Origin of the sequence: Chryseobacterium gossypii, from assembly GCF_041361455.1 — a bacterium.
GTDB classification, from domain to species: Bacteria; Bacteroidota; Bacteroidia; order Flavobacteriales; family Weeksellaceae; genus Chryseobacterium; species Chryseobacterium gossypii.
The window spans coordinates 44,899-71,190 of sequence record NZ_JBGCUR010000016.1 but is presented as its reverse complement, the minus strand read 5'-3'; the positions used below and the strand labels follow the sequence as shown (position 1 = coordinate 71,190).

At 39.5% G+C, this 26,292-nt stretch carries 25 protein-coding genes and 1 tRNA gene; 13 read left to right on the top strand and 13 right to left on the bottom strand.

The window, feature by feature from the left end; all coding sequences use genetic code 11:
• Positions 1–17: 17 nt before the first annotated feature.
• The 6 genes from ABMQ40_RS10370 to ABMQ40_RS10345 all read right to left on the bottom strand — a co-directional run bounded on the left by ABMQ40_RS10370 (position 18) and on the right by ABMQ40_RS10345 (position 8,705).
• Positions 18–467 carry a VOC family protein gene (locus tag ABMQ40_RS10370; RefSeq protein ID WP_370899268.1) on the bottom strand — a complete coding sequence of 150 codons (450 nt, stop codon included), beginning with the start codon at positions 465–467 and terminating at the stop codon, positions 18–20.
• Between the two features lie 49 nt (positions 468–516).
• Complete coding sequence (locus tag ABMQ40_RS10365; protein ID WP_370899266.1) at positions 517–888, bottom strand: VOC family protein; 372 nt, start codon at positions 886–888, stop codon at positions 517–519.
• Positions 885–1,289: a hypothetical protein gene (locus ABMQ40_RS10360; protein ID WP_370899264.1), complete on the bottom strand. Its 405-nt coding sequence runs from the start codon at positions 1,287–1,289 to the stop codon at positions 885–887. Before ABMQ40_RS10360 ends, ABMQ40_RS10365 begins: the two co-directional genes overlap by 4 nt.
• A 1-nt stretch (position 1,290) precedes the next feature.
• A complete protein-coding gene (locus tag ABMQ40_RS10355; protein ID WP_370899262.1) occupies positions 1,291–1,761 on the bottom strand; it encodes a hypothetical protein in 471 nt (156 codons plus the stop codon).
• Positions 1,762–1,829: 68 nt separating this feature from the next.
• On the bottom strand, positions 1,830–2,285 hold the full coding sequence (locus ABMQ40_RS10350) for a DUF1569 domain-containing protein (RefSeq protein WP_370899260.1): 456 nt from the start codon (positions 2,283–2,285) through the stop codon (positions 1,830–1,832).
• 552 nt (positions 2,286–2,837) lie between these two features.
• Complete coding sequence (locus ABMQ40_RS10345) at positions 2,838–8,705, bottom strand: alpha-2-macroglobulin family protein (protein WP_370899258.1); 5,868 nt, start codon at positions 8,703–8,705, stop codon at positions 2,838–2,840.
• A gap of 18 nt (positions 8,706–8,723) precedes the next feature.
• On the opposite strand from ABMQ40_RS10345, the gene ABMQ40_RS10340 reads away from it, so the two are divergent.
• From ABMQ40_RS10340 to ABMQ40_RS10330, 3 genes are read left to right on the top strand one after another with little or no spacing between them, the layout of a single operon-like run.
• Positions 8,724–9,479: a UbiA prenyltransferase family protein gene (locus tag ABMQ40_RS10340; RefSeq protein WP_370899256.1), complete on the top strand. Its 756-nt coding sequence runs from the start codon at positions 8,724–8,726 to the stop codon at positions 9,477–9,479.
• Positions 9,480–9,482: 3 nt separating this feature from the next.
• Positions 9,483–10,562, top strand: coding sequence for a DNA replication/repair protein RecF (recF, locus tag ABMQ40_RS10335; RefSeq protein WP_370899254.1), 1,080 nt, complete (start codon positions 9,483–9,485; stop codon positions 10,560–10,562).
• A 60-nt stretch (positions 10,563–10,622) separates the two neighbouring features.
• Positions 10,623–10,916, top strand: coding sequence for a hypothetical protein (locus tag ABMQ40_RS10330; RefSeq protein ID WP_370899252.1), 294 nt, complete (start codon positions 10,623–10,625; stop codon positions 10,914–10,916).
• Here ABMQ40_RS10330 and ABMQ40_RS10325 read toward each other — a convergent pair.
• The 3 genes from ABMQ40_RS10325 to ABMQ40_RS10315 are packed head-to-tail and all read right to left on the bottom strand — an operon-like array spanning position 10,894 to position 14,670.
• Positions 10,894–12,924 carry a transporter-like protein gene (locus tag ABMQ40_RS10325; RefSeq protein ID WP_370899250.1) on the bottom strand — a complete coding sequence of 677 codons (2,031 nt, stop codon included), beginning with the start codon at positions 12,922–12,924 and terminating at the stop codon, positions 10,894–10,896. The two genes, ABMQ40_RS10330 and ABMQ40_RS10325, sit on opposite strands and share 23 nt — an antisense overlap.
• 13 nt (positions 12,925–12,937) lie before the next feature.
• Positions 12,938–13,582, bottom strand: coding sequence for a monofunctional biosynthetic peptidoglycan transglycosylase (mtgA, locus tag ABMQ40_RS10320; RefSeq protein WP_370899248.1), 645 nt, complete (start codon positions 13,580–13,582; stop codon positions 12,938–12,940).
• A gap of 41 nt (positions 13,583–13,623) precedes the next feature.
• Entirely contained in the window at positions 13,624–14,670 is a 1,047-nt protein-coding gene (locus tag ABMQ40_RS10315) for an ABC transporter substrate-binding protein (protein ID WP_370899246.1), read from the bottom strand.
• Positions 14,671–14,714: 44 nt separating this feature from the next.
• Here ABMQ40_RS10315 and ABMQ40_RS10310 point away from each other — a divergent pair.
• A tRNA-Arg gene (locus ABMQ40_RS10310) sits at positions 14,715–14,788 on the top strand.
• Positions 14,789–14,896: 108 nt separating this feature from the next.
• Here ABMQ40_RS10310 and ABMQ40_RS10305 read toward each other — a convergent pair.
• Positions 14,897–15,670: an SDR family oxidoreductase gene (locus ABMQ40_RS10305; protein ID WP_370899244.1), complete on the bottom strand. Its 774-nt coding sequence runs from the start codon at positions 15,668–15,670 to the stop codon at positions 14,897–14,899.
• A gap of 69 nt (positions 15,671–15,739) precedes the next feature.
• Between ABMQ40_RS10305 and ABMQ40_RS10300 the strand changes: the two genes are divergently transcribed.
• The 3 genes from ABMQ40_RS10300 (at position 15,740) to ABMQ40_RS10290 (ending at position 18,110) form a co-directional block, all read left to right on the top strand.
• Complete coding sequence (locus ABMQ40_RS10300; protein ID WP_370899242.1) at positions 15,740–16,123, top strand: winged helix-turn-helix transcriptional regulator; 384 nt, start codon at positions 15,740–15,742, stop codon at positions 16,121–16,123.
• 232 nt (positions 16,124–16,355) lie between these two features.
• On the top strand, positions 16,356–17,303 hold the full coding sequence (locus tag ABMQ40_RS10295) for an aldo/keto reductase (protein WP_370899240.1): 948 nt from the start codon (positions 16,356–16,358) through the stop codon (positions 17,301–17,303).
• Positions 17,304–18,110, top strand: coding sequence for a helix-turn-helix domain-containing protein (locus ABMQ40_RS10290; RefSeq protein ID WP_370899238.1), 807 nt, complete (start codon positions 17,304–17,306; stop codon positions 18,108–18,110).
• A gap of 134 nt (positions 18,111–18,244) precedes the next feature.
• Here ABMQ40_RS10290 and ABMQ40_RS10285 read toward each other — a convergent pair whose 3' ends face one another.
• Positions 18,245–19,054 (bottom strand): SDR family oxidoreductase, encoded by an 810-nt coding sequence (locus tag ABMQ40_RS10285; RefSeq protein WP_370899236.1) that lies wholly within the window; start codon positions 19,052–19,054, stop codon positions 18,245–18,247.
• A 90-nt stretch (positions 19,055–19,144) separates the two neighbouring features.
• On the opposite strand from ABMQ40_RS10285, the gene ABMQ40_RS10280 reads away from it, so the two are divergent.
• The 3 genes from ABMQ40_RS10280 to ABMQ40_RS10270 all read left to right on the top strand — a co-directional run bounded on the left by ABMQ40_RS10280 (position 19,145) and on the right by ABMQ40_RS10270 (position 21,573).
• Positions 19,145–19,483 carry a winged helix-turn-helix transcriptional regulator gene (locus ABMQ40_RS10280; RefSeq protein WP_370899234.1) on the top strand — a complete coding sequence of 113 codons (339 nt, stop codon included), beginning with the start codon at positions 19,145–19,147 and terminating at the stop codon, positions 19,481–19,483.
• Between the two features lie 157 nt (positions 19,484–19,640).
• Positions 19,641–20,648 carry an aldo/keto reductase gene (locus ABMQ40_RS10275; protein WP_370899232.1) on the top strand — a complete coding sequence of 336 codons (1,008 nt, stop codon included), beginning with the start codon at positions 19,641–19,643 and terminating at the stop codon, positions 20,646–20,648.
• Between the two features lie 28 nt (positions 20,649–20,676).
• Positions 20,677–21,573, top strand: coding sequence for a helix-turn-helix domain-containing protein (locus ABMQ40_RS10270; RefSeq protein WP_370899230.1), 897 nt, complete (start codon positions 20,677–20,679; stop codon positions 21,571–21,573).
• A gap of 269 nt (positions 21,574–21,842) precedes the next feature.
• Here the strand turns inward: ABMQ40_RS10270 and ABMQ40_RS10265 are convergent, their stop codons facing one another.
• The gene (locus tag ABMQ40_RS10265) at positions 21,843–22,307 is read right to left on the bottom strand and encodes a pyridoxamine 5'-phosphate oxidase family protein (RefSeq protein WP_370899228.1); all 465 of its coding nucleotides are present in this window, start codon (positions 22,305–22,307) and stop codon (positions 21,843–21,845) included.
• Between the two features lie 103 nt (positions 22,308–22,410).
• Here ABMQ40_RS10265 and ABMQ40_RS10260 point away from each other — a divergent pair, with 103 nt between their 5' ends.
• The 3 genes from ABMQ40_RS10260 to ABMQ40_RS10250 all read left to right on the top strand — a co-directional run bounded on the left by ABMQ40_RS10260 (position 22,411) and on the right by ABMQ40_RS10250 (position 25,130).
• Complete coding sequence (locus ABMQ40_RS10260) at positions 22,411–23,013, top strand: TetR/AcrR family transcriptional regulator (protein ID WP_370899226.1); 603 nt, start codon at positions 22,411–22,413, stop codon at positions 23,011–23,013.
• A gap of 139 nt (positions 23,014–23,152) precedes the next feature.
• Positions 23,153–24,124, top strand: coding sequence for an aldo/keto reductase (locus tag ABMQ40_RS10255; protein WP_370899224.1), 972 nt, complete (start codon positions 23,153–23,155; stop codon positions 24,122–24,124).
• Between the two features lie 151 nt (positions 24,125–24,275).
• The gene (locus tag ABMQ40_RS10250; protein ID WP_370899222.1) at positions 24,276–25,130 is read left to right on the top strand and encodes a tail fiber domain-containing protein; all 855 of its coding nucleotides are present in this window, start codon (positions 24,276–24,278) and stop codon (positions 25,128–25,130) included.
• 170 nt (positions 25,131–25,300) lie between these two features.
• On the opposite strand, the gene ABMQ40_RS10245 is transcribed toward ABMQ40_RS10250, so the two are convergent.
• Entirely contained in the window at positions 25,301–25,858 is a 558-nt protein-coding gene (locus ABMQ40_RS10245; protein WP_370899220.1) for a glycoside hydrolase family 19 protein, read from the bottom strand.
• Between the last annotated feature and the right edge of the window lie 434 nt (positions 25,859–26,292).

Here is a 26,292-nt window from a genome sequence, read left to right as displayed (position 1 = left end):
AGGTAAAAATATAAATATTATGGATGTTGCTGCATTTTTGCAGGATCGTCATAATTTACCATCCAGTTGATCCCGAATTTATCGGTAAACATTCCGAAATAGGCTCCCCAAAAAGTATCAGCCATTGGCATGGTAACCTGTCCCCCTTCGGAAAGGCCTGCGAATAATTTATCCGCTTCTTCTTTAGATTCCGCATTTATCGATACGGAAAAATTGTTTCCCTGCTTGTAGTGGGAAGACCATTCTCCTCCCGTATCGCTTCCCATCAGGACCGTTTCTTTAGAGATCGGCAGAGAAACATGCATGATTTTGTCCTTGTCTTCTTCAGCGGTTTCTTTTCCTTCCATCGGCGGCATTTCTCCAAAAGTTCCGATATAAGGATATTCTCCTCCGAAAACTGATTTATAAAAATCAAAAGCCTCTTTACAGTTTCCGTTGAATGTCAAATAAATGTTTACTGTTGCCATAATAGTTTTTTATATTGGTTAATGTTTTTCTTTTGATGTTTACCTGAAGTTATCTGTGCTGGTCAATCAAGATCATATTCCCGTCCGGGTCTTTCAGGAAAATATGTTCGGGACCAGCAGTTGTCTCATCCGCTTCTTTATCCAGCTGCACGCCATGTTTTTTCAGGTGCTTCTGAATATCCCGGACATCATCGAAAGTTTCCAGGTTCTGTGCATTCTCATCCCAACCAGGATTGAAAGTAAGCATATTTCCATCGAACATAGCCTGGAAGAGGCCGATCAGGGTGCTGCCGTTTTTCATGATCAGATAGTTTTGTTCCATACTTCCACCCATCTGGGTGAATCCTAATTTTTCGTAAAAATCTTTCGATTTTTTAAGGTCCTTTACACTCAGGCTCACTGAAAATGCTCCTAGTTTCATACTGTTTTTTTATTTAGCGCTAATTTACTTCCTACCCAAACCAATCCCCAGACCAGGATCCCTGAGATCCAGAACCATAAAGGGGTCGGCAAAACCGCCATATTATAAATGGTAACTAACAGGAAGATTATTCCGCATAGGGTTGCAGCTGCATGTTTCCCGTTGTTAGCAATTTTTGTAGCTATGAATCCTGAGACCAGCGCCCCCACAGCATAAGCCAGTATTACAAAAAAAAGGGCCATGAAAGGGGCCGTAGCCACATATTCCTTAAATCCTTCCAAGTCGTTGGGCTTCATCCCTTCCGGAAGCGGATACAGGTAATGTCCAAGGCTTTCCATGATCCAGATGCAGACAGAACCTGCTATGATCCCCCCTGCAACGGCCATAATTCTCTTTAGCATATTATTGATTTTTTAAGCGGGTTTTGAAGTTCAGAGTTCCATCATAACTTTTCCAGTCTCCTGTAAGTTCAATATTCTGCTCCTCAATTTTTTCGGTTTTCTTATTCCATTTGAACGTATAAATGAATTTTCCTTTAAAGATTCCGGAATGCTTTCCCTTGTTTTCTTCAGCCAGTTCGTACTCGCCGTATACAGTGCCCTTCTTATTGGCATCTTTGTATTTAGTGATGGTAAATACCCCTTCAAACTTTGAATAGTTTCGATCAACAAGCGAATATCCTGAAACAAAATACTGCTGGTCATTTTTTTTATTTTGTTCGGAAATATTGATTTTGAGTTTGATCTCCTCCCGGGCATTCCCTATTGTTCCCAGATAGGGTTTGCTGTTATTAAGCCAGACACTTGAAATATTGGGCATTTGGGCGAAAACAAAATTGGAGAGGAGGATGAGAAGTAATAAAAATTTTTTCATATTCGTTTTATTTAAAATGACTTTGGAATACCATAAACTTCCGTAATACGGCATGATCCCCTTAAAGCTTAAACTCCGAATTGCGCTAAATGATGATTTAAATGTTTGGCAAACATATTATTCCATTCATTCGCAGAAAGCTTTCCGAAAGAAAAGGATTCTTTCCCGTCAAAGGCTGAAGCTCCGAGCTGCTGGGTTTTCTGGATAAAACCTATCAATCTTTTCTTTTCTTCTTCAAAGTTTTTTCTACCGGTAATGATGAACTGCGGTGCAGTGGGCCCTCCTTTGGAATATGCTTTTTCACCCACTACCTTAGGCTTTACAAAAGTCTTTAAAATAAACCTGGCAATGGCACCCGGCTTTTTATGTTTTTCCGGCTCGAATATCATCTCATAGGATACGCAACAATGAGCCAGCATCTGGTCGACCGTCATTTTTCCCCACAGGCCCTGAGTATCCGGTGTCAGTTTATTGATCCTCTCAATATAATTCTGAGCAACTTTTGTGTCAAATACGTTTTCCATAGTTTTTAATTGTCCGGAACAAATATATCAGTTTTTTATTATTTTATATCATTAAAAAATCATTCGTATATCAGCAATGCCGGCATAGGCTGATTTTCAGGTTTAAACCGGGCCTGTCCTCCATCATTTTATGCGTGAATAGTCCGGATCATACAGAAAGAGACCACCCTTGTTTCATGGAGGTCTCAAAACACAAATCATCAACCATTAAACACGATGAAATAAAAACTATATAAAACTAACTATGGAAACGATCTTAGGTTTATGAGTTGTGAAATTCTTATTTAACAATGCAAGCTTCAACTGAATCAATATTATTCGCTACAAAGCTACCCCTGTAAGCCATTACTTCCAAAAATAAGCCTACTACATATATACTACAAAATTCCCTATAAAGGGACTTATTTAGTATAATATTGTATTTTTTGCGACCGTTCCGGATACACCATCGTCTCCTTCCTTCTACAAAAAAACTCCTCACTGCTTACGTGAGGAGTTTGGCCTGATTGATCTGACGTTTAAGTCATGTATTTAAAATTTTAAGGATCCTTATCATTCGGTAATCTGAACATAAGAACCCTGACTATGGGTATTCATCTGGGGCGCATAATAATTTTGCATGGTAGTGATCCCGTTGGAAAACTTACCGGACGCATTAGCTACATAATCATATTCAAATACATATTTCCCCTTCGGCATATACTGGATATAAAAGTTGGTGGAAGCATCCTTTGTAGACTGGTAATATCCCAGGTTATTCTTCCATTGGTATCCGGACAGCACATCTACCGGCTCAAATCCTGCAGCACGCATATCCTTGATATGGATGAACTCCATCGGACGATCTGTATTCAGGATCATTCTCACCGTCACCTTATCTCCCACCTTCAGCGGGGTTTCAGAAGTAATTTTACGGAGTTCCTCACCATTCACGGTTTTCACCTTTTTATACAGCTCTTTGGTAATAGAAACATAGTTTTCTGATGATCTGATCTTATCCAGGTCTTCGTAATACTGCCAGAATAATCCGCCCTGAACGATTCCAGGGCCGGTTTTGGTTACGGTAACGCTGCTTAAGCTTTTATCTATTTCACCGGAGATCACCACAGACTTCACATAGCCTGTTGCCCGGGTCTGAGGATCCAACGGCCTTCCGCCCCAGACAATGGTAGCCTGATCACTCTCTGCTCCGGTCCAGGATCTTCCTGAATTTAAAATGGTAAAGATCACTTCCGAAGTTCCTCTTGAGTTTCCCCATGAGTTTACTTCTTTTTGGGTAACCAGCCATATTTTCAAGTCTTCAATAAATTTCTGGTCATCAGGCTTCAGGGTATTAAATGCCTCAAGTGCGCCTGCGTGATTCACCACCTTAGAGCTGAACCATCCCCAGTCATTAAGATTCTGTTTCCAGTAAACGCCCTGGGTCCTGGTGTCTGTAGATGTCTCTTTAAGATAGTTCATCAGTTTGGCGGACGTATCCTTCAAACCATAATCATTCATTAGTAAAGCTGCACGGTGCAATCCGAAGAAGGTAAAGTCAGTCAGTTTCGCTGTTTTCGCTTTTTGTTTTACCAGCGATTTCAGCGTTGCTCCCTTACCTTTCAGAGGGTATTCTTTTTCCCAATAGTTTCTTGTATTGAGATAATCCAGGGTCCAGTTATTCCAGACGTTCTCTTTCTTCACATCCCAGTATTTATCAATTTCATTGTCTACATACTGAACCAGCCTGGCCACCAGCTCTTTCTGTCCGGAATTTTGATAGTCCTTCACATTATCTTTTAACCAGGAATTGATCTTGCCCAGATTCTTCAGGATATATAATGAGGTTCCATAAGAACTTGGATACCCCTGATACCAGGAGAATCCACCGTCAGGATTCTGCAGCTTTCTGAAATCTTCCCAATCCTGATTAATTGAGTTTCTCATGGTATTGGCATCAAACAGGGATGCAAGCTTCTGCATCTGTTCTTTTTCATTTTTGCTTTCCAGAACCCATGGTGTTTCTTCCAGCAACAGTTGCTTAAGCTCCTGATTTTTCTCAAGATTAGAGCTCAGCAATCCTTTGCCCTGATATTCCTCGAAAACGGTTTTCATTTTCGGATTGGCCTTGAAAATTTCCGAAGCCAATACGTCTGCAAACCACTTATTGAAAATGACATCTGCTGAGCTGTTCTGATCATTTTTCAGGCTTGGAAGCGCGAACATGATTTCCCAAACCGGATTGGTGGTAAGCTCCAGGGTATTTGAAACATTGGAGATGGTTGCCGAGTTTGCGTTTTTAAGATGGTCTAAAACAAAGGTCTTTGTTTCACCCTCTTTCACAAAAACCGGAACCGCATCTGTTACCAGCATCCTGTTCGGCAATATTGCAACAGCCTGCTGCTCCCCATCCGAATAATTTCCTGCTTTAGCCACTACTTTTAAGATCACGGAGGAAATATGGTCCGGTACCTTTAATTTCCATGTTAAGGCCGAATTTCCCTTTTCATTGATGTCAAAGTTCTGCGAAGCTGCATTTAATCCGAATTTCGAAGAAATATCTTCATTCGTAAAGGCATCAAGGATCTGCAGGCTTGCGGAGCCGCTCAGCTTTTTATCGGTCAGGTTGGAAAGTTTTGATTGCAGATTTAGCTCATCACCTTCTCTCAGGAATCTAGGATAGTTCGGTGTAACGGAGAATTCTTTTTGTGTCACAACCTCTTTTTCCAATGTAGCCCCTCTTGCGTCTTTCGTATGGGCAAGAAACATCAGCTTCCATTTTGTCAATGCTTCAGGAGAAGTGAATTCAAAGCTTACATTTCCATCCGCATCGGTCTTCAGATCCGGATAGAAGAATGCGGTTTCATTCAGATTTTGGCGAACCGGTACTTTATCAAGCTTTTCTTTAGCTGTATCAGGGCTTATAACATCTGTATATTCCATTTTCTCCTCCTCCGTCAACTGCCTTCCGGAGTTTACCACTGCCGAATCTGTCGCCCTTTCCTGCTTTGCCATTACAGGAGCCGCCATAACTTCCATACGAAGTCCGGCAACTTTTCCTGACAAACGATTCAGAATATTGCTGTCAAACCAGTTAAAGGCAGGTACTTCCACATAGGCCATATCAAAATATTTAATCCTTCTCTGGTAAGATTTAGACATAAGATTTTCCCTCATATCATAGGAGGCTATAACAGAATAAGGGATATATAGCTGCTGCCAGGAGAAACTGTTGGCTTCAAACTGGTCCAGAGATCTGTCGTACATATTCGCCAGAACCTCAGCATTGATCTTTTCTTTATCGTTTCCTGAAACTTTCACCGACCATTTTTCTTTTGATCCAGGCTCCAGCTTATCCCTGAAAGTAACCGTCTCTATTTTTAAAGGTTTTTCCGGGTTTTTTATTTTCAGATCAACAGAGTGGGTTTGTACATCGTTAAAGGCCACTACCTGAAACTGGACATTTAAGGCCGATATATTTTTATCTTTCGGAATATCTACTGCATAATCAAGGATTCCGTTTTTAAATTTATGGGTTTCCGTAACCGTTTTTCCCGAGCCATCCTGAATGAAGATATTCACCCAAGCATCAGGAATAGCCGAATAAGCATAGATTCTCGCCTTTTCTCCCCTTGAAAATTCATCTTTCGGTTCCAATACCGTTAAGAATGTTTTCTGGTACGGCTTCAGAGATTTTTTGTCCCAAACACTAAAGTTCTGGACAGCTTTTATGGTATCTTTCCCTTCAATATTATACAGTTCCAGCTGATAATCCCCTGCTTCCAGCTTCCCTAAATCCAGATCGGCTGCCGGCTTCTGATCATCAGTTGGCTGCTGCACTCTATTAATCATCACTTTTTCCACTTCCCAGTTTTTAAGATCGTCATTCTTGTCGTAGAAATCATGTGGGAATCTGCTGATGAACTCATCTTTTGAAAGCTTCGGCAGATCCTGAACCGCAGTTTGAAAATTATCCCGGAAAATCCTGGACGGAGCCCTGAGCTTTGAAAGCTTTACCTGATAGGCTTTTTTAAGATCCTGCTCATTATAGTTTTTAGTTTCAACTTTTAGTTTTACATTTTCATCCGCAAAGGTATTTTTTATTTCTCCCGCCTTGATATAATGGGAAACGGAAGCTACTTTCAGCTGTGTATCGGCAGACTGCGTTTCTCCGTTAATATCCGTAACTGAGGCATTGATCTCATAATTGTCAACCTGGATACCTTCCAGTCTTTCATCTTTTTGAAGATCCAGGCGGATCACAAATTCACCTTTTTCATCAGTCACCGTCTCTCCCAGAATTGAATTCTCATGATCATTGGTCTGCGGATACCACCAGAAATACTTCCAACGGATATTATGCTTCTTGATCTCATATTCTACTTTTGTATTGCTTAGTGCAACCCCGGAGAACATCATGGCCTTACCTTTAAGCTCAATGGTCTGCCCATATTTGTATTCATCTTTTACCGGATCGAAAGTGATTTCAAACTTCGGTCTTTTATATTCTTCCACGCGGATATTTCTATATCCCTGAGTATTTCCATCAGTGGTCAGATAAAAGGTCCCGTTCAACTTACCTTTCGGCAGGATAAAGCTTCCGTGATAGGAACCAAATTCATTGGTGGTGAAATTCTGGCTGGAAACTTCTTCATTATTGGCATCTAATAGGGTGATCTTTTGTTTTAAACCAGATGTAACGGATTCAATTTCTTTATTGATACTGGTGTTTATCACCTTAAAATAAACAGTCTGTCCGGGTCTGTAGATCGCCCTGTCCGTAAAAATCCGGGCTGCTGTGCGGTTTTGCTTGTTAGGATCATAATCTTCTTCATAGGTGTTTCCATACACCTGCATCAGCTGAAAATCATTTGTCCGGGGCTGCTGGATCAGAAAGCTCCTGTAGTACTCTTTATTTTGTGTCTGTGGGAATTTGAAGACACCATTCTCACTGGTTTTACCTTCGATCTTATTCAGGGTCTGATTGTTGACAAATTCATACAAAATAAGATTTTCATTGGCTACCGGTTTTCCGTTTTCACTGTTCACCAGCTTCAGCTCATCGGAAGGGTTATTCCTGTCTGCCTTGTTCTGGTATATGATCTTATTTTCCGATACGAGGAAATAGAAATTCTGCCGGGAAATATCATCCTTTGAATCTTTTCCGGCAGCAAGATATTCAACAATATAAATACCGGATGGAAGCGGCTTGATTTCCAGGGATGTTCTGTGAGCCTGGTAATCTTTCGGATCAGGAATCTGGTAAGTTTCCTTCCTTACCAGGTTTTTCTTCAGCTTGCCATATACGTCAGAATAAGAGCTTCTCGCATATTGCAGGAACGGCGTAAAGGATTCTTTTACCTCATATATATTGAGTGTAAACTCCGAAAGATTCTTGTATTCAGCAACGAAATGAACCGGCAGGTTGCTTTGGGTTTGCTGCTCATACCTGATATTCAGAAAAGGGTTAATGATCTGGGTTTCCCTGTTTTTAATATTCTCTATGAATGGGGAATCAGGATACCGGCTTTTGGCCTGGGCAGCGATTTCCAGAGCTTCTTTTCCTTTCTTTTCACTTATAAGCTCATTTATGATCTCTTCTGCGATCAGCACTTTATAATCGCCTTCCACATCAGATCTCATCAGAGCCTGAAGTTGCTCCAGCCTGTCTTTACACAGGTTGAAACTACAGTTATCCAGTAGTTTCTGGTGCATGAAATACAGTTTTGAATTTCCATTATTCTGCGCGATCAGTTCGTCAAAGGTCCTGTTGACCTCATTCCTGTTTTCAGCCAGCTCATTTTTTGTGAACAATTGGTTATCCGACAGAAAGCTTATCTTCTTCAGAGCATACCACTCCCATAAAGTGGGGAAATACTCTATATTTTTTGTGTTGGAGAAAACATCTGTATATTTTTTTAAAGAGATCTTTTTCATTTCCTGTTGCTGCTGATCAAGATCCCGGAAATTTTTAGCCAGGTAGCTTTTAAAGTCGAGCCTGCTCCAGGTTTCGATCTGTGAAACATCCTGAGAGTTCAGATTGGTCCTTCCGTTAACCTTCCAGGAGTTCATATCATAGTAATCCATGAAAAAGCTGTTCAATAAGACAGTGTAGAGCAGTTTTTCCCCGCCTTTCAACTGTTTTTCCACCTCCTGCAGTTTGACAAAAAAGCTGGACGCGGCATCATTCTGGTCATCATCCACGGTCAGTTTTACAATACTAAATTCCGCTTTGAGGGAGCGGATAAGCTGAAGTGTATTATTTTCTTTCATAGCCTGGTTCTGAATGTCTAAAATGATGGGAAGGTTGGATTTATATGCTCCTTTCTGACTGTTCCCCTCTATTTTTTTCCATTGTGCATCATAGTATTGCTGGGAAAAAACAGCTGAAAAGTTCAGTATAAAAAGTAAAAGCACTAAAATCTTGGATTTTTTTTCCATATATGTTATTTTTGATAAATGAACTTCTTAAAAATACTGAAAAAAACTGTAATTGACAGTCAAATTTATGTCTCCCTGATGGGAACCCTTTTTGCAGTATTTTTCATGGAAGAGCAAAACACGTTCCGTTTCCCCACCGTTATCCTGATTTTCATCACCTATTTCAGCGGCTATCTTTATACCAAATACCAGTATACACGCCATTTCTTAAAAATATTGGTCCTGAATGTCATCGCAGGCATTATCTGCGCTTTTTTGATCATTCATAACCATAATGAGGTACGGCTGTTGAAATGGTCCATAATAGTTGGTTTGGGGTTGCTTTATAACAGCTTCTTTCTGGATGTATATATCAGGAAGATCCCTTTGCTGAAGGTCTTTTATGTAGGACTGGTATGGGCGTTGGTCAATTGCTGGCTTACTTTGCCGGAATTTAATTTTCCGATCTTCCTTATCAGCTTCTTTTTTATCACGGCCCTGGTTCTGCCTTTCGATATCCGGGATATGAAAAGTGACACAGTAGAGACTTTCCCCAAGCTGATCGGGATACAGAATACAAAATACATTGCTTATATCCTTGTTTTCCTGAGTACAATGCTTGCCATTTTTTACCTGGAACCTGAATATTCATCCGCTTTTTATCTTTCAGCCATTGTCACTTATGTGCTCATCTATTTTTCTGAAAACGAAAACAGTGATGCTTATTTTTCATTTGGAGTAGAAACCTGCTCGGCACTTCCTTTTTTATTTTTAGGAATAATGAAGTATTTTTGAAGAATGATTATCAACAAACTTTCCCTGTATAATTTCAAGAATCATTCTGAAAAAAAGTTTGAATTTTCACCGCAGATCAATTGTTTTGTGGGAAACAACGGTGCGGGCAAAACCAACATTCTGGATGCGCTCCATTATTTGTCGGTAGGAAAAAGCTTTCTGGGAAACACGGATATTAACAACATAAAAAAAGACGAGGATTTTTTCACCATCGAAGCGGAGATTCTGAATGAGGAAAGTGAAGATATCATTAAGGTCTTCCAGCCTAAAGATGCCAAAAAGATCATTAAAAAAAATGATAAGAGCTATGAAAGGCTGGCAGATCACATCGGCTACCTGCCCAGCGTGATGATCTCCCCTTATGATTCAAATTTAATTTCAGACTCGGGGGAAAGCAGAAGAAGGTTTCTGGATTCTATGATCTCCCAGACGGATACCGAGTATCTTTTTAACCTGATCCAATATCAGAAAACCATCCAGCAAAGAAATGCCCTGCTGAAATATTTTGCTAAAAACAGGACATTTGATAAGGATTCTCTTGAAATTTATGATGATCCCATTATCAGTTTCGGGACCAGGATCTTTGAAAAACGGAAAGATTTTGTAGCCAGGCTCAATCCTATTGTACAGAATTTCTACCACACCATTTCCGGTGGCAAAGAAACCGTGTCCGTGATCTACGAATCCCATCTTCTGGAAAGTCCTTTTAATGATCTTCTACAGGAAAGCCTGGAAAGGGACCGGATGCTCACCTATACTTCAAAGGGGATCCATAAGGACGATCTGCTCTTTGAGATGGACCATATCCTGATTAAAAAAACGGGTTCCCAGGGACAGCAGAAGTCTTTTCTGATATCCCTGAAACTGGCGCAGATGAGCCTTATAAAGGAATTAACGAAGAAAACGCCTGTTCTCCTGCTGGATGACATTTTTGACAAACTTGATGATATCCGTGTCTCCCAGCTGATCGAGCTGGTAAATCAGGAGAATTTCGGGCAGATCTTTATCACTGATACGCATAAGGAGCGAACAGAAAATGTAGTGAAAAAAATCAATGAAGAAAGTGTAATTTTTGAGATTTAAATATAAATACAGCCAGGTCACAGAGACCGGATCATACAACCACTATAAGCCATCCTGACAATGAAGAAAAAAAAGCGTGAATATCAATCTTCCGAACTGGTAAGATCCTTCGCAAAGATGTATGGATTTGAGGATAAGCTGCTGGCTTTTGAGATCAGAGACTTTCTTGAAGAATATCTTGATGAAAGCCTCTTCAACGAGATTGCAAGCGTCAATATCCAAGATAAGGTCATTATCATCAAGATCAGTTCACCCTTGCTGAAAAATGATTTTAAAATGCGAAAAAACTTCTATCTGAAAAAGTTCCGGGACAAATTCGGTGAAGACCAGTTTAGTGATCTTCAGATTTTGTAGGGATGGTACTGCTCATCAGATCATCTGCCTTTTTATCCAGCCTTGAGCGTATCGGAAGGAAAAATTTAAGCGGGTGCTTGAAAAAATACCTGAATATTTCTTTGTAAATTTCGCTTACCTGTCCGAAATTCAGCTTTCTGGATCTGAAGGCCAGGAACATGGATAAGGTAAAGCTCACCAGGAAATTAAAAAAGCCTATCAGAAATACCGTGATGAAAGAGAGCCAGAAGGTATAAGAATCTACGGAAAAATCTTTTCCATATAAACCCAACGCAAAATTCCCGGCAGCAAAGGTGATATGCCTGATGTCCAGATCCAGACCCAGAAACAACCCTACCGGAGCGGTAGCTCCCAGGAAAACTCCGAACCAGAAATTTGAAACGATTCCGGGCCAGTTTTTAGCATAGTATTTTGACAGGCCTTTTGCGAACTTAGGCCCAAAAAGCCTCCTGATAGACAAATTTCTGGCTATTCTTTCCGGAATCTGGTAAAAAACCGAATTATTCCCTATATTTCCTGAAATGATGCCTGAAATAAAAAGATAAAAGCCTGCAATGCATGCATGCAGTACAGCCTTGGACCGGAACGGGTCCAGATCCTTCAGCAACTTGTCTGACCGGTCTACGGCCAGGTTCTGGGAAAAGAATACATCCAGCCCGTAGATGATTATCAGAGCTACCGGAAAAGAAAGCAAAACGTTTCCCACAAAAGCGATGAACTGGCTTCTGAATAGCTTGGATACCAGGTGAGCGAATTCCGTATTGTTTCTTTTGCTGTTTCCTTCCTCCGCAAGCACCTTGGTCATGGTAGCGGCAGTCATTGCCGGCTGTTTCGTTGCCAGTGTAAAGCTCATCAGGTAGATCATCACGAATCCCATAGCATAATTCATCGAGTAGAAAAAGGCATGGGAGAAATCACTTCCCGGGATATAGCCGTAAAGAACCTTCAAAACGCACAATGCCCCTACGATGATCCCGCCTCCGCTGGCTTTATAGAACATGGTCATATACTCCTTTCGGGTAGAGGTGATATAATGGGATCCTGTTTCGGCTGTGTGGTTTGTGATAAGGTGTGAGATCAGTCTCGTACTGTCATTGATGAGTTCCGAGATATTATTTTTATGGGATTTATAGCTGAGAATATTAAATACCAGCTGTTTGGAATTAAGAATAACATCTTCCTCGGTATCGATCACCAGCAATTGTACAATTTCATAAATCCTCTGTATCTGCTGACGGATTTTAAGGAGCGACTGGTTAATTTTGCCCGAAATCCCGTATTTGGAAGAGTTTTTGAAGGCAATATTCACAAATTCCAGGCATTGCTCAATATAGATCTTGATCTGTTTGTATCTGCTGTCTTTGGAATGAAGCTGAAGCCCGGGATCCTTATCCAGCTCTTCTGCCAGCCCTTCCAGCTCATTCTGTAAGGCCAGGAACGGATTGTCGAAATTACGATATTCGGGAGCCATCCTCACGACCTCTACTTCCATTGCCATCCCCGTAACCCTCCAGGAAAGGATATTCATGGAGAAGATCATCTCCTTCTTCACTTCGGGCTTTTTAATAAAATCCGCTATTCCCAGAATATGAAAAAATTCATCGACTTCATTTTCAGGGAGATTGTGGAGGTATTTCAAATCCCCTTTCGGGCGTAGGCTGATATTGTCAATCATGTACCACACCGTTTTTTCATTTTCTACGGGTGGCAATACTTTGTTCAGGATCCTTTTTTTAAGCTCGGGGAAAAAAGCATTCTCAGAAAGAATATTGGCCTCGGTGAGAGAGAGGTTAAACGGTCTTCCTTCAAAAATATGATGAATATAATATTTAAAATTCTCGGTAAAACCGGGGTTAGCCCTGAAAAAATTCAGCACCTCCGTAAAATCAGCCCTTTTTATGCCGTCTAAAAATTCGGCAAAAGGCTCTAATGAAAGAGTTTCGTTCTTAAAAGAAAAGTATTTTTTAAGAACAGACTCAAAATTTGTACCGGAATTAAACCATTTCATCAATGCAAAGATACTATTTCAAACTCACATTCCTCATCTGTCTTATGATCCAGTTATGTTTCTTTTTCAAATAGGCTGAAGGGTTCTTGGGGTCATATTTTTTCGGATTAGGCAAGACGGCGGCTATCCATGCGGCTTCTGAAGTTGTAAGATCTTTGGCATGTTTCCCGAAATAGTATTGCGAGGCAGCTTCCACCCCAAACACTCCCTGTCCCATTTCAATGGAATTAAGGTACCTTTCAAGGATAATATCTTTGCTCCAGACTTTTTCTATAATAAAGGTATAAACGGCTTCCAGTCCTTTTCTAAACCAGCTTCTTCCTTGCCAGAGAAAAATATTTTTGGCCGTCTGCTGTGAGATGGTACTTCCTCCTCTTAATTTTTTACCCTTTTCATTATTCTTCATAGCCTTTTCAATTGCAGTATAGTCGAACCCGTTATGGGTAAAGAACTTCTGATCTTCTGATGCGATAACTGCCTTTTTTACTTTATCTCCCATGTCATCATAGGATATATAATCTCTCTGCAGTTTTCCGTACTCAAAAAGGCCTCCTATCTGGGTAAGGGTGATCGGGGGATTAAAAAACCGGCACCATATGATGAATGCGATATTCAGGATGATGGCGATGAACAAAAGCTGTTTAATTTTCTTCCACATAACGTTCTAAAGGAAATGCAAAAATAAGTAAATACTATGATTTATTGTAATTCTTTCATATAAGTCAGCTGATAACCGGGTAACAGCTCCGGATGAAAAATTTTGATGTAGTCCTTCAGAACCAGGTCCGCTCTCACGATCCCGCTTTCAAAGAAATCATTTGCCTTTTGTTTTTCCCTGCCGCCTACGCCGTAGATCTTACCATTGTTGAAAACATCTAATTTGCTGTAAACCGGATTCATTCCCAGCATTTCTTTTTTAGAAACATGATTTCCTGCATTCACCCAGTATCGGGCTCCGGCTGATTTTGAAAAAACTTCTTCAAAATTCATCGTCACAGCTTTTTCATCATTGTTCTCCTTTAAAATATAGTTAGCGTTGGCATCTGCAATGAAGTTGGCAACAGAGGTCTTTCCCCCCGGAAGATACCATACGTCACCATACATTTCATTTGCCAGAACCATTGGCTTTTCCTTCGTCCCGGAGGCCAGCCGTTTCAGTTCATTATATTTTTTTTCGATTTCACTGTATTTTGCGTCAGCCTCCTTCCCTTTTCCCAAAAGCTTTCCGAAAAGCCTGATATAAGCGGCCTTTTCCAAAGGTTTCTGCTCCATATATTCGTCCAAAAATATTACCTGGATTCCATTTGTTTTTAAAAGCTGATAGGTATTATCAAAGCTGGCTATATGGTTGGTAAAGATAGCGTCAGGCTTCAGCGCAATTATCCTTTCCACATCGTATTTCTGCTCATTCCCTACATTCCGGATCTTCCCTTCTTTGATTAAGCTCTGAATTTTTTCGGAATAGATATACTCAGGACTTGAAACACCAACGATCATATTCTCAGCTCCCAACTCTGAAATATAGCCCGCCATACTGGCATTTAACAGAATAACCTTTTTGAAGGGGATCTTATCTGACTTGAAATCATAGGTGAAATTCCCCGATTTCAGATGCAAAACATGATCCTGCTCCCGATACTGCAACCTGCCGGAAACGGAGATCCAGTCCGGCGATGATATTTTTTGTTCTCTTTTACAGGAGGTTAGCGTACAAAGTATAAATAGCAGTAAAATTCTTAGTTTCATCTTTCAAAGAAAGCAAAAAAGTACTATATTTGCAAACCTAAACAGGACGCATAGCTCAATTGGATAGAGCGTCAGATTACGGCTCTGAAGGTTGGGGGTTCGACTCCTCCTGCGTTCACAACTAAGGAAACCTAATCCCAAAGGTTTCCTTAAGTTTTTAAGTCCTAAATTTTGATAGTTGTTTTGAAATCATCAAGTAACAGCAACTATGGAAAATAAAAACTTATCATACGGTGGGCGAAGCTCCTCCATCCACAGAAATATTAGCTCCTGTGATGTATCGAGCTTCAGAAGAAGCAAGAAAAGCAACAATGTTCGCTACTTCATCAGGTTCTGCCATCCTTCCCATCGGCACGCCGACAGTCTTAATGATATTTTGAAAGGATTCTTCAAAACTTGACCCTGACTGCCGGGCAACATTTTCAATAAATTCATTCATGAGCGGTGTTTTTACCGCGCCTGGAGAAACAGTATTCACTCTGACGCCTTTTGGTCCGACTTCATTCGCCAGCGCTTTGCTGTACGCATTCAATGCGGCCTTGGCCGATGAGTAAGACATCGTCATATCCCAGATTGGCTGCTTCGCAGCTCCTGTAGATATATTGATGATCACACCCTCTTTCTGCTGAAGCATAACAGGTAATAATGCTTTGTTGATTCTAACCACCGACATAAAATTAAGTTCCCAGTCTTTGAACCAATCTTCATCTTCTAATGTGCTAAAACCTCCTCCAGGACTTAAATTGGCACCCGCGTTATTAACGATAATGTCTATTTTCCCGTACTTTTCTACTATCTCTTTTGCAACTGTTCCCGCACTGTCTGCCCGAGTAAGGTCAGCACCTATAAAATGATGGTGGTTAGAGTTGTCTTTTGATTCACTGCGGGCTGTAATTATTACTATTGCTCCGTTTGCACTAAGCGTATCGGCAATAGACTTACCTATTCCTTTCGTACCGCCTGTTACCAAGGCCACTTTTCCTTTTAAAGAATCATACATAATGAATTTTATTTAAAATTAAGTCCCAAATCTATTTCCATTACTTTATATTTGCAAGTAGTTACACGAATGTATACTAATAACCTGAATGTATCTTTTATTGTCAACCAGATAGTTATGGATAAAGAAAAAACAGAAAAAATTGAAAATAAATGCGAACTTCAGAAAATACTGGATATTATTGGGGGAAAATGGTCCATGTCGATCATTTACGCGCTGATTGATGGAAAGAAACGCTTTAAGGAATTGGAAAGGATGATACCCGGAATCAGTACAAGAATGCTTGTCAAAGAATTAAAGAATATGGAAGAAAATGATATTGTAATTCGCAAAGCCTTTGCAACAGTACCGCCGACCGTTGAATATTCATTAACAGTAAAAGGCCGGAAATTAGAACCTATCATTATTGAGTTACAGAAGTGGGGGCTGGAATACGGAATCGCTGAAAATTGATAAAGCATAAAATACCTGCTTTATTGGGGAAGCATGCAACTTTAGAAGGAAGTATCGCAAAAATTCAGATAATATCCTAAAGTGCAGATTATCTATAGTGCCGGTCTGTCTACCTTATTGAACCATACAGACAAGTAAATTGGACCGTAGAAGAAAGCTGTTTAGTTAATAAAATAGAGATCTTTGTCCTATCACATAAAACAATCAAATGTCAGAAATTACTAAAATTCAATTGGGTCAAAACGGACCTATGGTTTCAAAGCTTGGTCTGGGATGTATGCGAATGTCATCAGTATGGGGCGGTCCGACACCGGATGAAACGGAAAGTATTGCTACCATTCACCAGTCTTTGGATAACGGAATCAACTTCCTGAATACCGGAGATTTTTATGGTGCAGGCCACAACGAAATGCTCATTGGGAGAGCCATTAAGGGAAGACGGGATGATGCCTTCATCAGTGTCAAATTTGGTGCTATTTTCCACAACGGTCAATGGATTGGTCTGGATCTTCGGCCTGCATCCATCAAAAACTTTGTCAATTACTCTCTAACCCGTTTGGGAATTGATACGATTGACCTTTACCAGCCGTGCAGAATAGATGGCAGTGTTCCGATTGAGGACATCATCGGAACAATCGCCGGACTTGTTGAGGAAGGCAAAGTTCGCCATATTGGCGCGTCAGAAATAACTGCTGATCAGCTTCGAGCGGCTAACAGTATTTACCCGATCAGTGCGCTGGAGATCGGTTATTCTTTGGCAGACCGTCAGATAGAAAGTGATCTGTTGCCCGCAGCTAAGGAATTGGGAATTGCTGTAGTAGCTTTTGCCAACACGGCTGAAGGTCTTTTAACGGGTGACCTGCATGCACCTCTCCCAGCCGGGGATTACCGAAATCACTTCTCGCGTTTTCAGGGTGACAATCTCATTCAAAATCTTGAAAAAGTCGACGTCCTGAAGAAGATGGCCCACAGCAAAGGGGTCACCCCTACACAGCTGGCGATAGCCTGGGTAAAACAACAGGGCGAAAATTTCATGCCATTGGTCAGCATGAGCCGAAGATCAAGGCTGCCTGAAAACATAGCTGCCATGGATATTGTTATTACAACGGAGGAAATGAACGTTTTAAACAGTACATTTGCACCAGGGGCCATCAAAGGCGGCACCTACCTACAAAGATAAATGGAAAGTCCAGCAGAAATTCTTCCCGGCGTTATATTTTATTCTTACCTTTCCTCACAACGGAAAGAAAAGGCATGCGTCTGGAATCACCATACTTTGGTCATGCAGGTCTCGGGTCAGATGATCCTTGAGACTTCGGAGCAGAATCTTGTCATTAGTGCCGGAGAAGTATTGCTGATCCACAAAAATCAGCTGGGAACGCTCACCAAAACACCTGAACCCGGTGGTCATTATGAAACGGTCGTCATATCGCTTCAGGAGGATCTGATGCGCAAGATCGCCCTTGAAGAAAAAATCGAAGCTGATGGTAAATACACAGGACTCCGGAATTTATTTCTTCCGAATAATGATTTCCTGAAAGGATACTTTCAATCCATCATACCCTACGCCCAAAGCTCTGGTGATAAAATGACCGATGAAATGGGACTTTTAAAAGTGAAGGAGGGAATCAAATTAATGCTGCTTGCTGTTCCGGCGCTCCGTAATTTTTTGTTCGATTTCTCTGAGCCTTATAAGATTGACCTGGAAAGATTTATGCTTAGCAATTATCATTTCAATGTTCCGGTCGAAAAGTTTGCACAGCTCACAGGGAGAAGTCTTTCCGGATTTAAAAGGGATTTTCAGAGGACCTTCGGTATGCCGCCACGGAAGTGGTTGCAGGATAAAAGATTGAATGAGGCGCGTCACTTAATTGAAAGTAAGAACAAAAGACCCTCGTCTATCTATCTCGATCTTGGGTTTGAGAGCCTGTCCCATTTCTCCAACGCCTTTAAGAAGAAATTTGGAAAAGCACCGACTGTAAGTTGATAAAAAGCCGATTAATAATAGAAAATGAAGGCCTGAGGAATTAAAATTTCCCAGGCCGTTTTAATGATGCTCTATATAAGTTTGGAACAAAACCATAACCTTGCACATCACCATACAATGCATATGATATAACATTAATCACTTGAAGCATTCAATTTATCAAAATACATTTTTTTAATTTCTTTTCTAGATGCTTCTGCGCCTATTTCCATACGCCGGTCATAAATGCCCTGTGAACTTTTACCTGCGAAATAACGTAGTTGGTCTTTGTTATCTGTGGCTGCCTCATAAATCACATCTGCAATTTCCTCGGGGGTAGAAACAGGTTTAACCATACTTAACATTTTCTTTTCAACAGCTTCATAATACGGAAGCGATTTTACATCTGAATTATGACTAAATAAGTTCGTATTTGTAGCACTCGGTGAAACCGTTTTAACGCCAACTCCAAACATGGATAATTCAATAGATAAACATTCGCTCCACCCTTCTACCGCCCATTTTGTGCCGTTATAAACGCTCGTGAAAGGGAAACCGGTATGTCCACCAATAGAAGTTACATTGATAAATAAGCCACTTTTCTTTTCCCGGAAATGAGGAATAAATGCCTGGGTAACACGCACCGTTCCCAAAAAATTGGTGTCCACCTGTTTCACTATGTTTTCATCAGTAAAGGCTTCCAATGAACTCATTAAACCATAGCCCGCATTGTTCAGCACAACGTCTATTTCGGATAACGAAATAGTTTTGGCTACGGTTGCTTTTATTTGTTCAACATGGGTAACATCCAAAGGCAAAACGGTTACATTCTCAAGTTTAGTCAATTCAGTTTCTTTTTCAGGATTTCGCATTGTAGCGATTACGTTCCAGCCTTTTGATTGAAAGAGTTTTGCGGCTGCTTTTCCAATTCCTGAAGAAGCACCTGTAATGAAGATAGTTTTCATTCGTTTAAATTTTTCTTTGTTATAATACAAAACTAACAACAACAAAGTATATATTTGATACCTGTATCCAAAAGGATACCTGGTTTTATAATGAAAGAAGAAAATCGATTTCAAGACAAAATAAAGGCCATACAAGACACTATGTTTGTCATTGGCGGGAAATGGAAAATACCGATTATCCTTTCTATTTACAGTGGAAACAAGCGGTTTAATGACATTTCAAATTCTATCCCTAAAATCACCAATCGTGTTTTGTCCAAAGAGTTGAAACACCTGGAAGAAAATTTATTGATTACAAGAAATGTAATTGACGACTATCCTGTTAGGATAGAATATTATGTTACTGCTTATGGTTTGGGTTTGGAAGAAATTTCCAAACCATTAGAAAGCTGGGGCAAAAAGCACAGGAAAAAAATTAGTGGGAAATAAACCCTCCCAATTTTAGGAATAATGGTATTTGCTTTATTTATTGTATTTATTTGCTTAAAATAAAAACCACATTCCGTAATTTGCATACGACAACCGTGGTTTTGCATACAGCCTCCTTTTAATTTTTGCTGAATTTTGTATCAATAAAATCAACAATATGAAATTGAATCAGATAAAATTAGGAGGTCAGGGACTAGTTGTTCCGAATATAGGTTTGGGATGTATGGGAATGACTGGTTTTGGTGATGCAGATATGTATGGCAAAGCCAATGAGAAAGAGGCAATCGCAACGATCCACCGTTCCCTGGAGCTGGGTGCAAATTTTCTGGATACGGCAGACCTTTACGGTCCTTTCAAAAATGAACAACTAATTGCGAAAGCTATTGGAAGTCATCGTGACCAGTATATTATTGCAACAAAATTCGGTTGGGAAATTGACGATAATGAGCAGGTAACCTGGAAAATCAACGGGACAAAAGAGTATGTAAAAAAATCTGTCGAACGCTCTCTGAAAAATCTAAAAACAGATTATATCGACCTTTATTATATGCACCGTCTTGATAAAAATACACCTATTGAAGAAACTGTGGGAGCGATGAGCGATTTGGTGAAAGAAGGAAAAATCGGTTATATCGGATTGTCAGAAGTATCTTCTGAAATAGTGAAAAGGGCCCATGCTGTTCATCCTGTTTCTGCAGTTCAAAGTGAATATTCTCTCTTTGAAAGAACCGTTGAAGAAAAAGGCGTTCTTAAAACTTTGGACGAGCTGGGAATTGGCTTTGTAGCATATTCTCCTTTGGGAAGAGGATTTTTATCCGGTCAGATCCGCACGATTGATGATTTGCCTGAAAATGATTTCAGAAGAGGAATCCCACGCTTTCAGGAGCAGCATTTTCATAAAAACATCGAACTGGTAGAAGCCATTGAAAGCCTGGCTAAAGAAAAAAACATCACTTCATCTCAACTGGCCCTGGCCTGGATCATTAGCAAAGGCATTATACCTATTCCGGGAACGAAACGTAGAAAGTATCTTGAACAGAATATTGAAGCTGCAGGCATTCAGCTAAGCGAAACCGAACTTCAAAAACTGGAAAGCATTGCCCCTTTGGGAACGGATACAGGTGCAACTTATGATGAATTTGGAATGGGACTTCTGGATTATTAATTCGTAACTTTAATAATTATTTAAAGCTATGAATACCATAAAATCTATTTCGGCATTTCACAAACTACTTTCTCTTCCTGAACCGAAGCATCCGATGGTAAGCGTGATCAATCTTTATAAAAGTGTTTTCATAGAAGATGACATCTGGAAAGGCTTTATAAGCAGATATTACTGTGTTGCCTTGAAACGGAATGCGAAAGGAAAAATAAAATATGGGCAGCAGCATTATGACTATGATAAAGGCGTATTGAGCTTTACAGCCCCGAATCAGGTTCAATATCTGGATCTGAAGACAATGGACTGTGAAAATACAGGATATCTCCTGATCTTTCATGAAGATTTTTTACTGAAACATCCTCTGGCAAAAACCATTTCGTCTTATGGATTTTTCTCATATGCTGTGAATGAAGCCTTGCATTTATCCGAAGAGGAAGAGAATGATTTGCTGGAAATCATGTTTAAAATTGATAAGGAGTGTCAGCATATCGATCGTCATACACAGGGAATTATCTTGTCACAGATTGAATTGTTATTGAATTATTCTAAGCGCTTTTATGAGAGACAGTTTATCACCCGAAAAAGTGGAAGTCATCAGCTTTTGACAAAATTTGAATCTTACCTGAATGATTATTTTAATCAGGATTATTTAGACAAGGGATTATTAACTGTCCATCAAATTGCTGAAGCCATGAATCTTTCGCCGAACTATTTGAGTGATCTTTTGAGAATTCATACCGGACAAAATACCCAGCAGCATATTCATGAAAAGCTGATCAATAAAGCAAAAGAGAAGCTTTCAACAACTGGCCTTTCAGTGAGTGAGATTGCTTACGAACTTGGATTTGAACATTCCCAGTCTTTCAGTACACTGTTCAAAAAGAAAACGAGTATGTCTCCGTTAGAATTCAGGCAGTCACTTAATTGATTTTTTCTTCAAATACTTTTTATTTTCCACAGATTTCTCAAATTTTCAACACGTTGAAAAAATCTGCGAGATAAAAAGGGCTGCACGCTAATCATAATGTTCATATCTGTAAGTTATAAAAATCGGGGTCCGAAAGGACTTCGCTTTTTTTATGATTAATTATCCTGGCTATGCCAAACATGAGTAATAGCTGGAATAATTCCTGTTACTGACCTATGAACAAAAAATTAAAACTTTTTTACAGACAGACTTTAAATCCAAAGAAAATATTAGGCATTCCCAAAAGGCGGTTCGCTCCAATGCTGTCCCCGGTCAACAATGGGGCGCAGTTTTGTAATACTGAAAGTGGCAGTCGCTACTAATTCATCGGCTTTTTCATCACCAAACTTTGCTCTAAGGTTTTCCCTGATATTTTCTAACTTTTCACCTTCCGTAAGTATTTCAATGGCTTCTGCATAAATCCTTACGCCTTTATAATCTCTTGCCCGCGCAGCGGGTTCATAAACCAGAAAAACTACTGCTTTATTTTCTAAGATATTGTTTAGTGAAACAGAGGGATTATCGCTTAATTCTAATTCAATATTTCCTTCGCAGTTTAATCGTGGCGTTCCCATCAAAGCGATGGACGGCTCACCCTTCTTATTTGCCGTACACAAGAGTTTGTCATGATGACTTTTAAAAAACGCTCTCAATTCGTCCGTACATAAAGTATTCTGTTGCTTTTCCTTACTCATTTTTAAAAAAATTAAGATTCAAATTGTACCTTAATACAAAGATAAAAAGAATATCCAAATAAGATACATATTGTTTCTAATATTTTTATCTTTGCAAAAAAACATGAGCCAGACCAAAAATAGCAGAAGACGTGGAGATGAACTATTGGAAAGTTTGTATGATGCAACGATGAGGTTAGCAGCAACGGTAAAGATTACTAACCTGACCTTTCAGCAAATAGCCGATGAAGCCAATACCAGCCGGACAGTTTTGTACAGAAGATGGGCGACAACTTTTGACCTGCTTCAAGAAATATACGCGTACAAGGCGAAAAAGCTGTTTGATGGATTATTTTTTAAGGAATTAAAAGACAATGGAAGTCTGCGAAAAGACTTTATACAACTACTAACCGTTTACCAAAAAGCTTATTCGGAGATTGGCGCCGAAATAATAAACAACTACTATTTTTTAAGATCGCAGGATAAAGACGATGCTAACGAACTTCCTGTACATCAACAAGCGATTGTAAAATACCTGAACGCTACGAAAGAAATTTTGACAAATGCGGAGAAAAGAGGAGAAAAAATCAAAAAAACAAGTCAAATAACTTTAATGTTGCCCTACGATCTTATACGCACAGAAAATCTAATCAGACCTAATGCCATTACAAAAAAAAGACTTGCAATGATGGTAGATGAAATCCTATTACCTGTATTTTTAAAATAATTTTCAGTAAAATACCTCAAAGAATAAAAACAGGTAAAACGTTACTTTAATACCCGCTAAAAACCGCTTTTTGTCAAATGGCAAATGGTTTTGTTTTTTATTGAGTCAACTTTGTACGATCAAATTTAAATCAAAAAAGATGAAATCAAGACAATTAGGAAATAGCGGATTAGAAGTTTCTGCATTAGGATTTGGTTGCATGGGATTAAGTTTTCCAAACGCCCCCGCGAAAGAAGAAAGCATAAAGTTAATCCGTTCGGCTGTTGAAAACGGTATTACGTTTTTTGATACTGCACAAGGGTATGGAGAAAACGAACTTTTGGTCGGCGAAGCACTTGAACCGCTACGTAAAGAAGTTGTAATTGCTACAAAATTCGGTTTTAAAGACGGCGATGGCAGATTGGGATTAGACAGTAGTCCCGGGAATATAAAAGCCACTGCAGAAGCTTCTTTAAAAAGATTGAGAACAGACGTAATTGATGTTTTTTATCAGCACAGATATGACCCGAATATTCCTATAGAAGACGTTGCAGGTACAGTAAAAGACTTGATACAAGAGGGGAAGGTAAAGCATTTTGGTTTGTGTGAGGTAAGCACCGACATCATTTTAAAGGCACACGCTGTTTTACCTGTAACGGCATTGCAAAGTGAATATTCAATGTTCTATCGTGAACCTGAAAGTGAAATTATTCCAATCTTGGAAGAATTGGGAATTGGCTTTGTTTCTTTCAGTCCGTTAGGAAAAGGATTTTTAACAGGAACAATAAACGCAGATGTAGAGTTGGATAAAACTGATGCAAGAAATATGTCGCCACGTTTTAGCAGGGAAAACAGGGAAGCCAACCAAGCACTGGTTGATTTGGTTCTTTCCGTTGCGACAGACAAAAACGCCACCCCCGCACAAATAGCATTAGGCTGGCTGTTAGCTCAAAAGCCTTTCATTGTCCCTATTCCGGGAACATCGAAATTGCATCGCTTACAAGAAAATATTGGGAGCGTAAACATTCCATTAAGTGATGATGAACTCCACAAAATCAATTCTGCATTAGCAAACATTAAAATTACAGGCGAACGTTATCCTGCACAAGTTCAACAAAAATTAGGTAAATAAATAATCTTATTTGTACAAATAACCGTATGGAAAGGAAACAATTCCTGAGATCGTCTATAATCAGGTGTATTTTTTCCTGCATTTTCCCGGTAACCATGATATTTTTTTTATTTCTCACAATAGCTTGAAAAAAAATGGTAACACCCTGATAATGATTAATACAGGACTTACTGGTTCAAATACCACTTGGGAAGGCACCATCATTAATAACACAGCAAATACCGTAACGGCAAGTAATGGTTTGAATATTTCCGGAAATGATGTAAAGCTTGGCGGAACACTTTCCCAAGCCACTACAATAACAAATAATGGAAATAATTTGAATATTGCAGGTTCAATTTTTGGAACCACGTTTACCTCAAGTGGTAATGTTGGAATAGGAACTACGGCACCCGTTAGTCGTTTTCATTTGTCAAGCCCTGATTTTGGTGTTTATAATGGCTTAAGAATAGAAGATACTGAAGGAGCGAATGCTTCGATTTTTACGATTACTCCAGGCTATTTGCATAATGTACCATGTGGAACATGTGTAACTTTTGATTATGCAGGTGAAGGCTATATTGGTTTTACAGATCATATCGTACCTTCAATTGATGGAATCTTTTCAGTTGGAGCTTCTACCAATCGTTGGAGTGCTGTGTATGCTGTAAACGGGACCATTCAAACCTCTGATCTCCGGCTTAAAAAAGACATTGAAAACACCCGTTACGGCCTTGCCTCCGTTATGAAGATGAGACCCGTAGAGTATAACTGGAAAGACGGCAAAGGAAAACACATGGTGGGATTTATTGCCCAGGAAATGGAGAAAATAGTTCCTGAAGCTGTTGAGACGCCAACATCAAAAGATGAATATTATGGAATGAATTATAATCAAATTATCCCGGTGCTTACCAAAGCTATTCAGGAGCAACAAGCTTTAATTGAAAAACAACAGGCTGAAAATGAAAATCTGAAAATGCAGATACAGGAAATCAAAAAACAGATTGATCTTCTTCAAAAGAAATAAATAACTTACGTATTGCTACCACATACGTAGAATATATTAATTGTTCAAAAAATGTAAGTGTCTCCTATGTTTGTTTAAGCAAATGTAGGAGACAGTCTTTTATAGATTACCGTAAGGCACTAATTAATAACACCTTTCAATTTTCATCGGAATTTCAACCTATAAATATGTCAAATGTCGACGTCTTTTAAAATATTTTCAAAGCTCACAGCATATGCAGCGATGAGTTCCGCCTTGTCCGTTCCATTGATGCACCTTCTTGCGTTCCTGTAGTCTTTTACGTCTCCATGGATGTAATCGCTGATTTTTTTCCCTGTAAACATTCCGTTCATAAAACCATCAACAAGTATTCTAAACGCATATTTCGGAACCATGACCAGGTCTGGATTTTTCACGAAGTCCTCACCAATATCCTTAGAGAATTTAGCGTAGTTATCCTTCCACGTGATCTGAACGTACCCGCGGCCGTAATAAGGGAAATATCTAAGATTCTTTTTTCTCCAATCCTCAGAAAGCCAATAAGCCTCCTTTACCGGTAAAAAAGTTGCGTTAGTCTCATGGAAAACCGTGGCAAAAACATATGCCCACTGAGGTACTGTAAACATTTTCCATGAAGCATCAACAAAGTCTAAGAACATCGTCAATGCATTTACTTCTTTCTGACTTAGTCTTTTATTCGGGTCCAGATTGGATCTGTAACCATCAAAAAACTTTCCTCTGTTTATCATTTAATGTTTTTTAAAATATAAATATAAATAAATTACCTGCAGCTATAATTAAAATGTTCCTAAAAATATATTTCCTGCAGGACTTTTCCACAAACCCGGAATTTATTTAAGGTTGGAGTCCTTTTTTCTGTTTCTTTTATAACTTTTTGAGATAAAAGCAAGTCCAGCCAACATACCTGTTATTTCTTTATCATCTACTTTAATACCATTGTTGCTAATTCATAACAACAAAAAATATAAATTTTGGTTCCTTTTTGATACAGGGCGTGACGGAGCGATGCTTATCGGTGAAGATTTTACATCCGGAAAAAATTACTGGAATGAACTGTCAGCCCTTACCACAGTTAATGGCCGTAAGATTATACGCTTAGATGCTCTGATAGGAGGTGTCCGATTTAAGATATTGTTACCAATGCAGCAAATCCTTCGAGCCC

What these genes read in the sequence shown, in the direction of transcription:
- ABMQ40_RS10370 (WP_370899268.1), bottom strand. Translation starts at nt 467, where the DNA reads ATGGCAACAGTAAACATTTATTTGACATTCAACGGAAACTGTAAAGAG.
- ABMQ40_RS10365 (WP_370899266.1), bottom strand. Translation starts at nt 888, where the DNA reads ATGAAACTAGGAGCATTTTCAGTGAGCCTGAGTGTAAAGGACCTTAAA.
- ABMQ40_RS10360 (WP_370899264.1), bottom strand. Translation starts at nt 1,289, where the DNA reads ATGCTAAAGAGAATTATGGCCGTTGCAGGGGGGATCATAGCAGGTTCT.
- ABMQ40_RS10355 (WP_370899262.1), bottom strand. Translation starts at nt 1,761, where the DNA reads ATGAAAAAATTTTTATTACTTCTCATCCTCCTCTCCAATTTTGTTTTC.
- ABMQ40_RS10350 (WP_370899260.1), bottom strand. Translation starts at nt 2,285, where the DNA reads ATGGAAAACGTATTTGACACAAAAGTTGCTCAGAATTATATTGAGAGG.
- ABMQ40_RS10345 (WP_370899258.1), bottom strand. Translation starts at nt 8,705, where the DNA reads ATGGAAAAAAAATCCAAGATTTTAGTGCTTTTACTTTTTATACTGAAC.
- ABMQ40_RS10340 (WP_370899256.1), top strand. Translation starts at nt 8,724, where the DNA reads ATGAACTTCTTAAAAATACTGAAAAAAACTGTAATTGACAGTCAAATT.
- recF (WP_370899254.1), top strand. Translation starts at nt 9,483, where the DNA reads ATGATTATCAACAAACTTTCCCTGTATAATTTCAAGAATCATTCTGAA.
- ABMQ40_RS10330 (WP_370899252.1), top strand. Translation starts at nt 10,623, where the DNA reads ATGAAGAAAAAAAAGCGTGAATATCAATCTTCCGAACTGGTAAGATCC.
- ABMQ40_RS10325 (WP_370899250.1), bottom strand. Translation starts at nt 12,924, where the DNA reads ATGAAATGGTTTAATTCCGGTACAAATTTTGAGTCTGTTCTTAAAAAA.
- mtgA (WP_370899248.1), bottom strand. Translation starts at nt 13,582, where the DNA reads ATGTGGAAGAAAATTAAACAGCTTTTGTTCATCGCCATCATCCTGAAT.
- ABMQ40_RS10315 (WP_370899246.1), bottom strand. Translation starts at nt 14,670, where the DNA reads ATGAAACTAAGAATTTTACTGCTATTTATACTTTGTACGCTAACCTCC.
- ABMQ40_RS10305 (WP_370899244.1), bottom strand. Translation starts at nt 15,670, where the DNA reads ATGTATGATTCTTTAAAAGGAAAAGTGGCCTTGGTAACAGGCGGTACG.
- ABMQ40_RS10300 (WP_370899242.1), top strand. Translation starts at nt 15,740, where the DNA reads ATGTATACTAATAACCTGAATGTATCTTTTATTGTCAACCAGATAGTT.
- ABMQ40_RS10290 (WP_370899238.1), top strand. Translation starts at nt 17,304, where the DNA reads ATGGAAAGTCCAGCAGAAATTCTTCCCGGCGTTATATTTTATTCTTAC.
- ABMQ40_RS10285 (WP_370899236.1), bottom strand. Translation starts at nt 19,054, where the DNA reads ATGAAAACTATCTTCATTACAGGTGCTTCTTCAGGAATTGGAAAAGCA.
- ABMQ40_RS10280 (WP_370899234.1), top strand. Translation starts at nt 19,145, where the DNA reads ATGAAAGAAGAAAATCGATTTCAAGACAAAATAAAGGCCATACAAGAC.
- ABMQ40_RS10275 (WP_370899232.1), top strand. Translation starts at nt 19,641, where the DNA reads ATGAAATTGAATCAGATAAAATTAGGAGGTCAGGGACTAGTTGTTCCG.
- ABMQ40_RS10270 (WP_370899230.1), top strand. Translation starts at nt 20,677, where the DNA reads ATGAATACCATAAAATCTATTTCGGCATTTCACAAACTACTTTCTCTT.
- ABMQ40_RS10265 (WP_370899228.1), bottom strand. Translation starts at nt 22,307, where the DNA reads ATGAGTAAGGAAAAGCAACAGAATACTTTATGTACGGACGAATTGAGA.
- ABMQ40_RS10260 (WP_370899226.1), top strand. Translation starts at nt 22,411, where the DNA reads ATGAGCCAGACCAAAAATAGCAGAAGACGTGGAGATGAACTATTGGAA.
- ABMQ40_RS10255 (WP_370899224.1), top strand. Translation starts at nt 23,153, where the DNA reads ATGAAATCAAGACAATTAGGAAATAGCGGATTAGAAGTTTCTGCATTA.
- ABMQ40_RS10250 (WP_370899222.1), top strand. Translation starts at nt 24,276, where the DNA reads ATGATTAATACAGGACTTACTGGTTCAAATACCACTTGGGAAGGCACC.
- ABMQ40_RS10245 (WP_370899220.1), bottom strand. Translation starts at nt 25,858, where the DNA reads ATGATAAACAGAGGAAAGTTTTTTGATGGTTACAGATCCAATCTGGAC.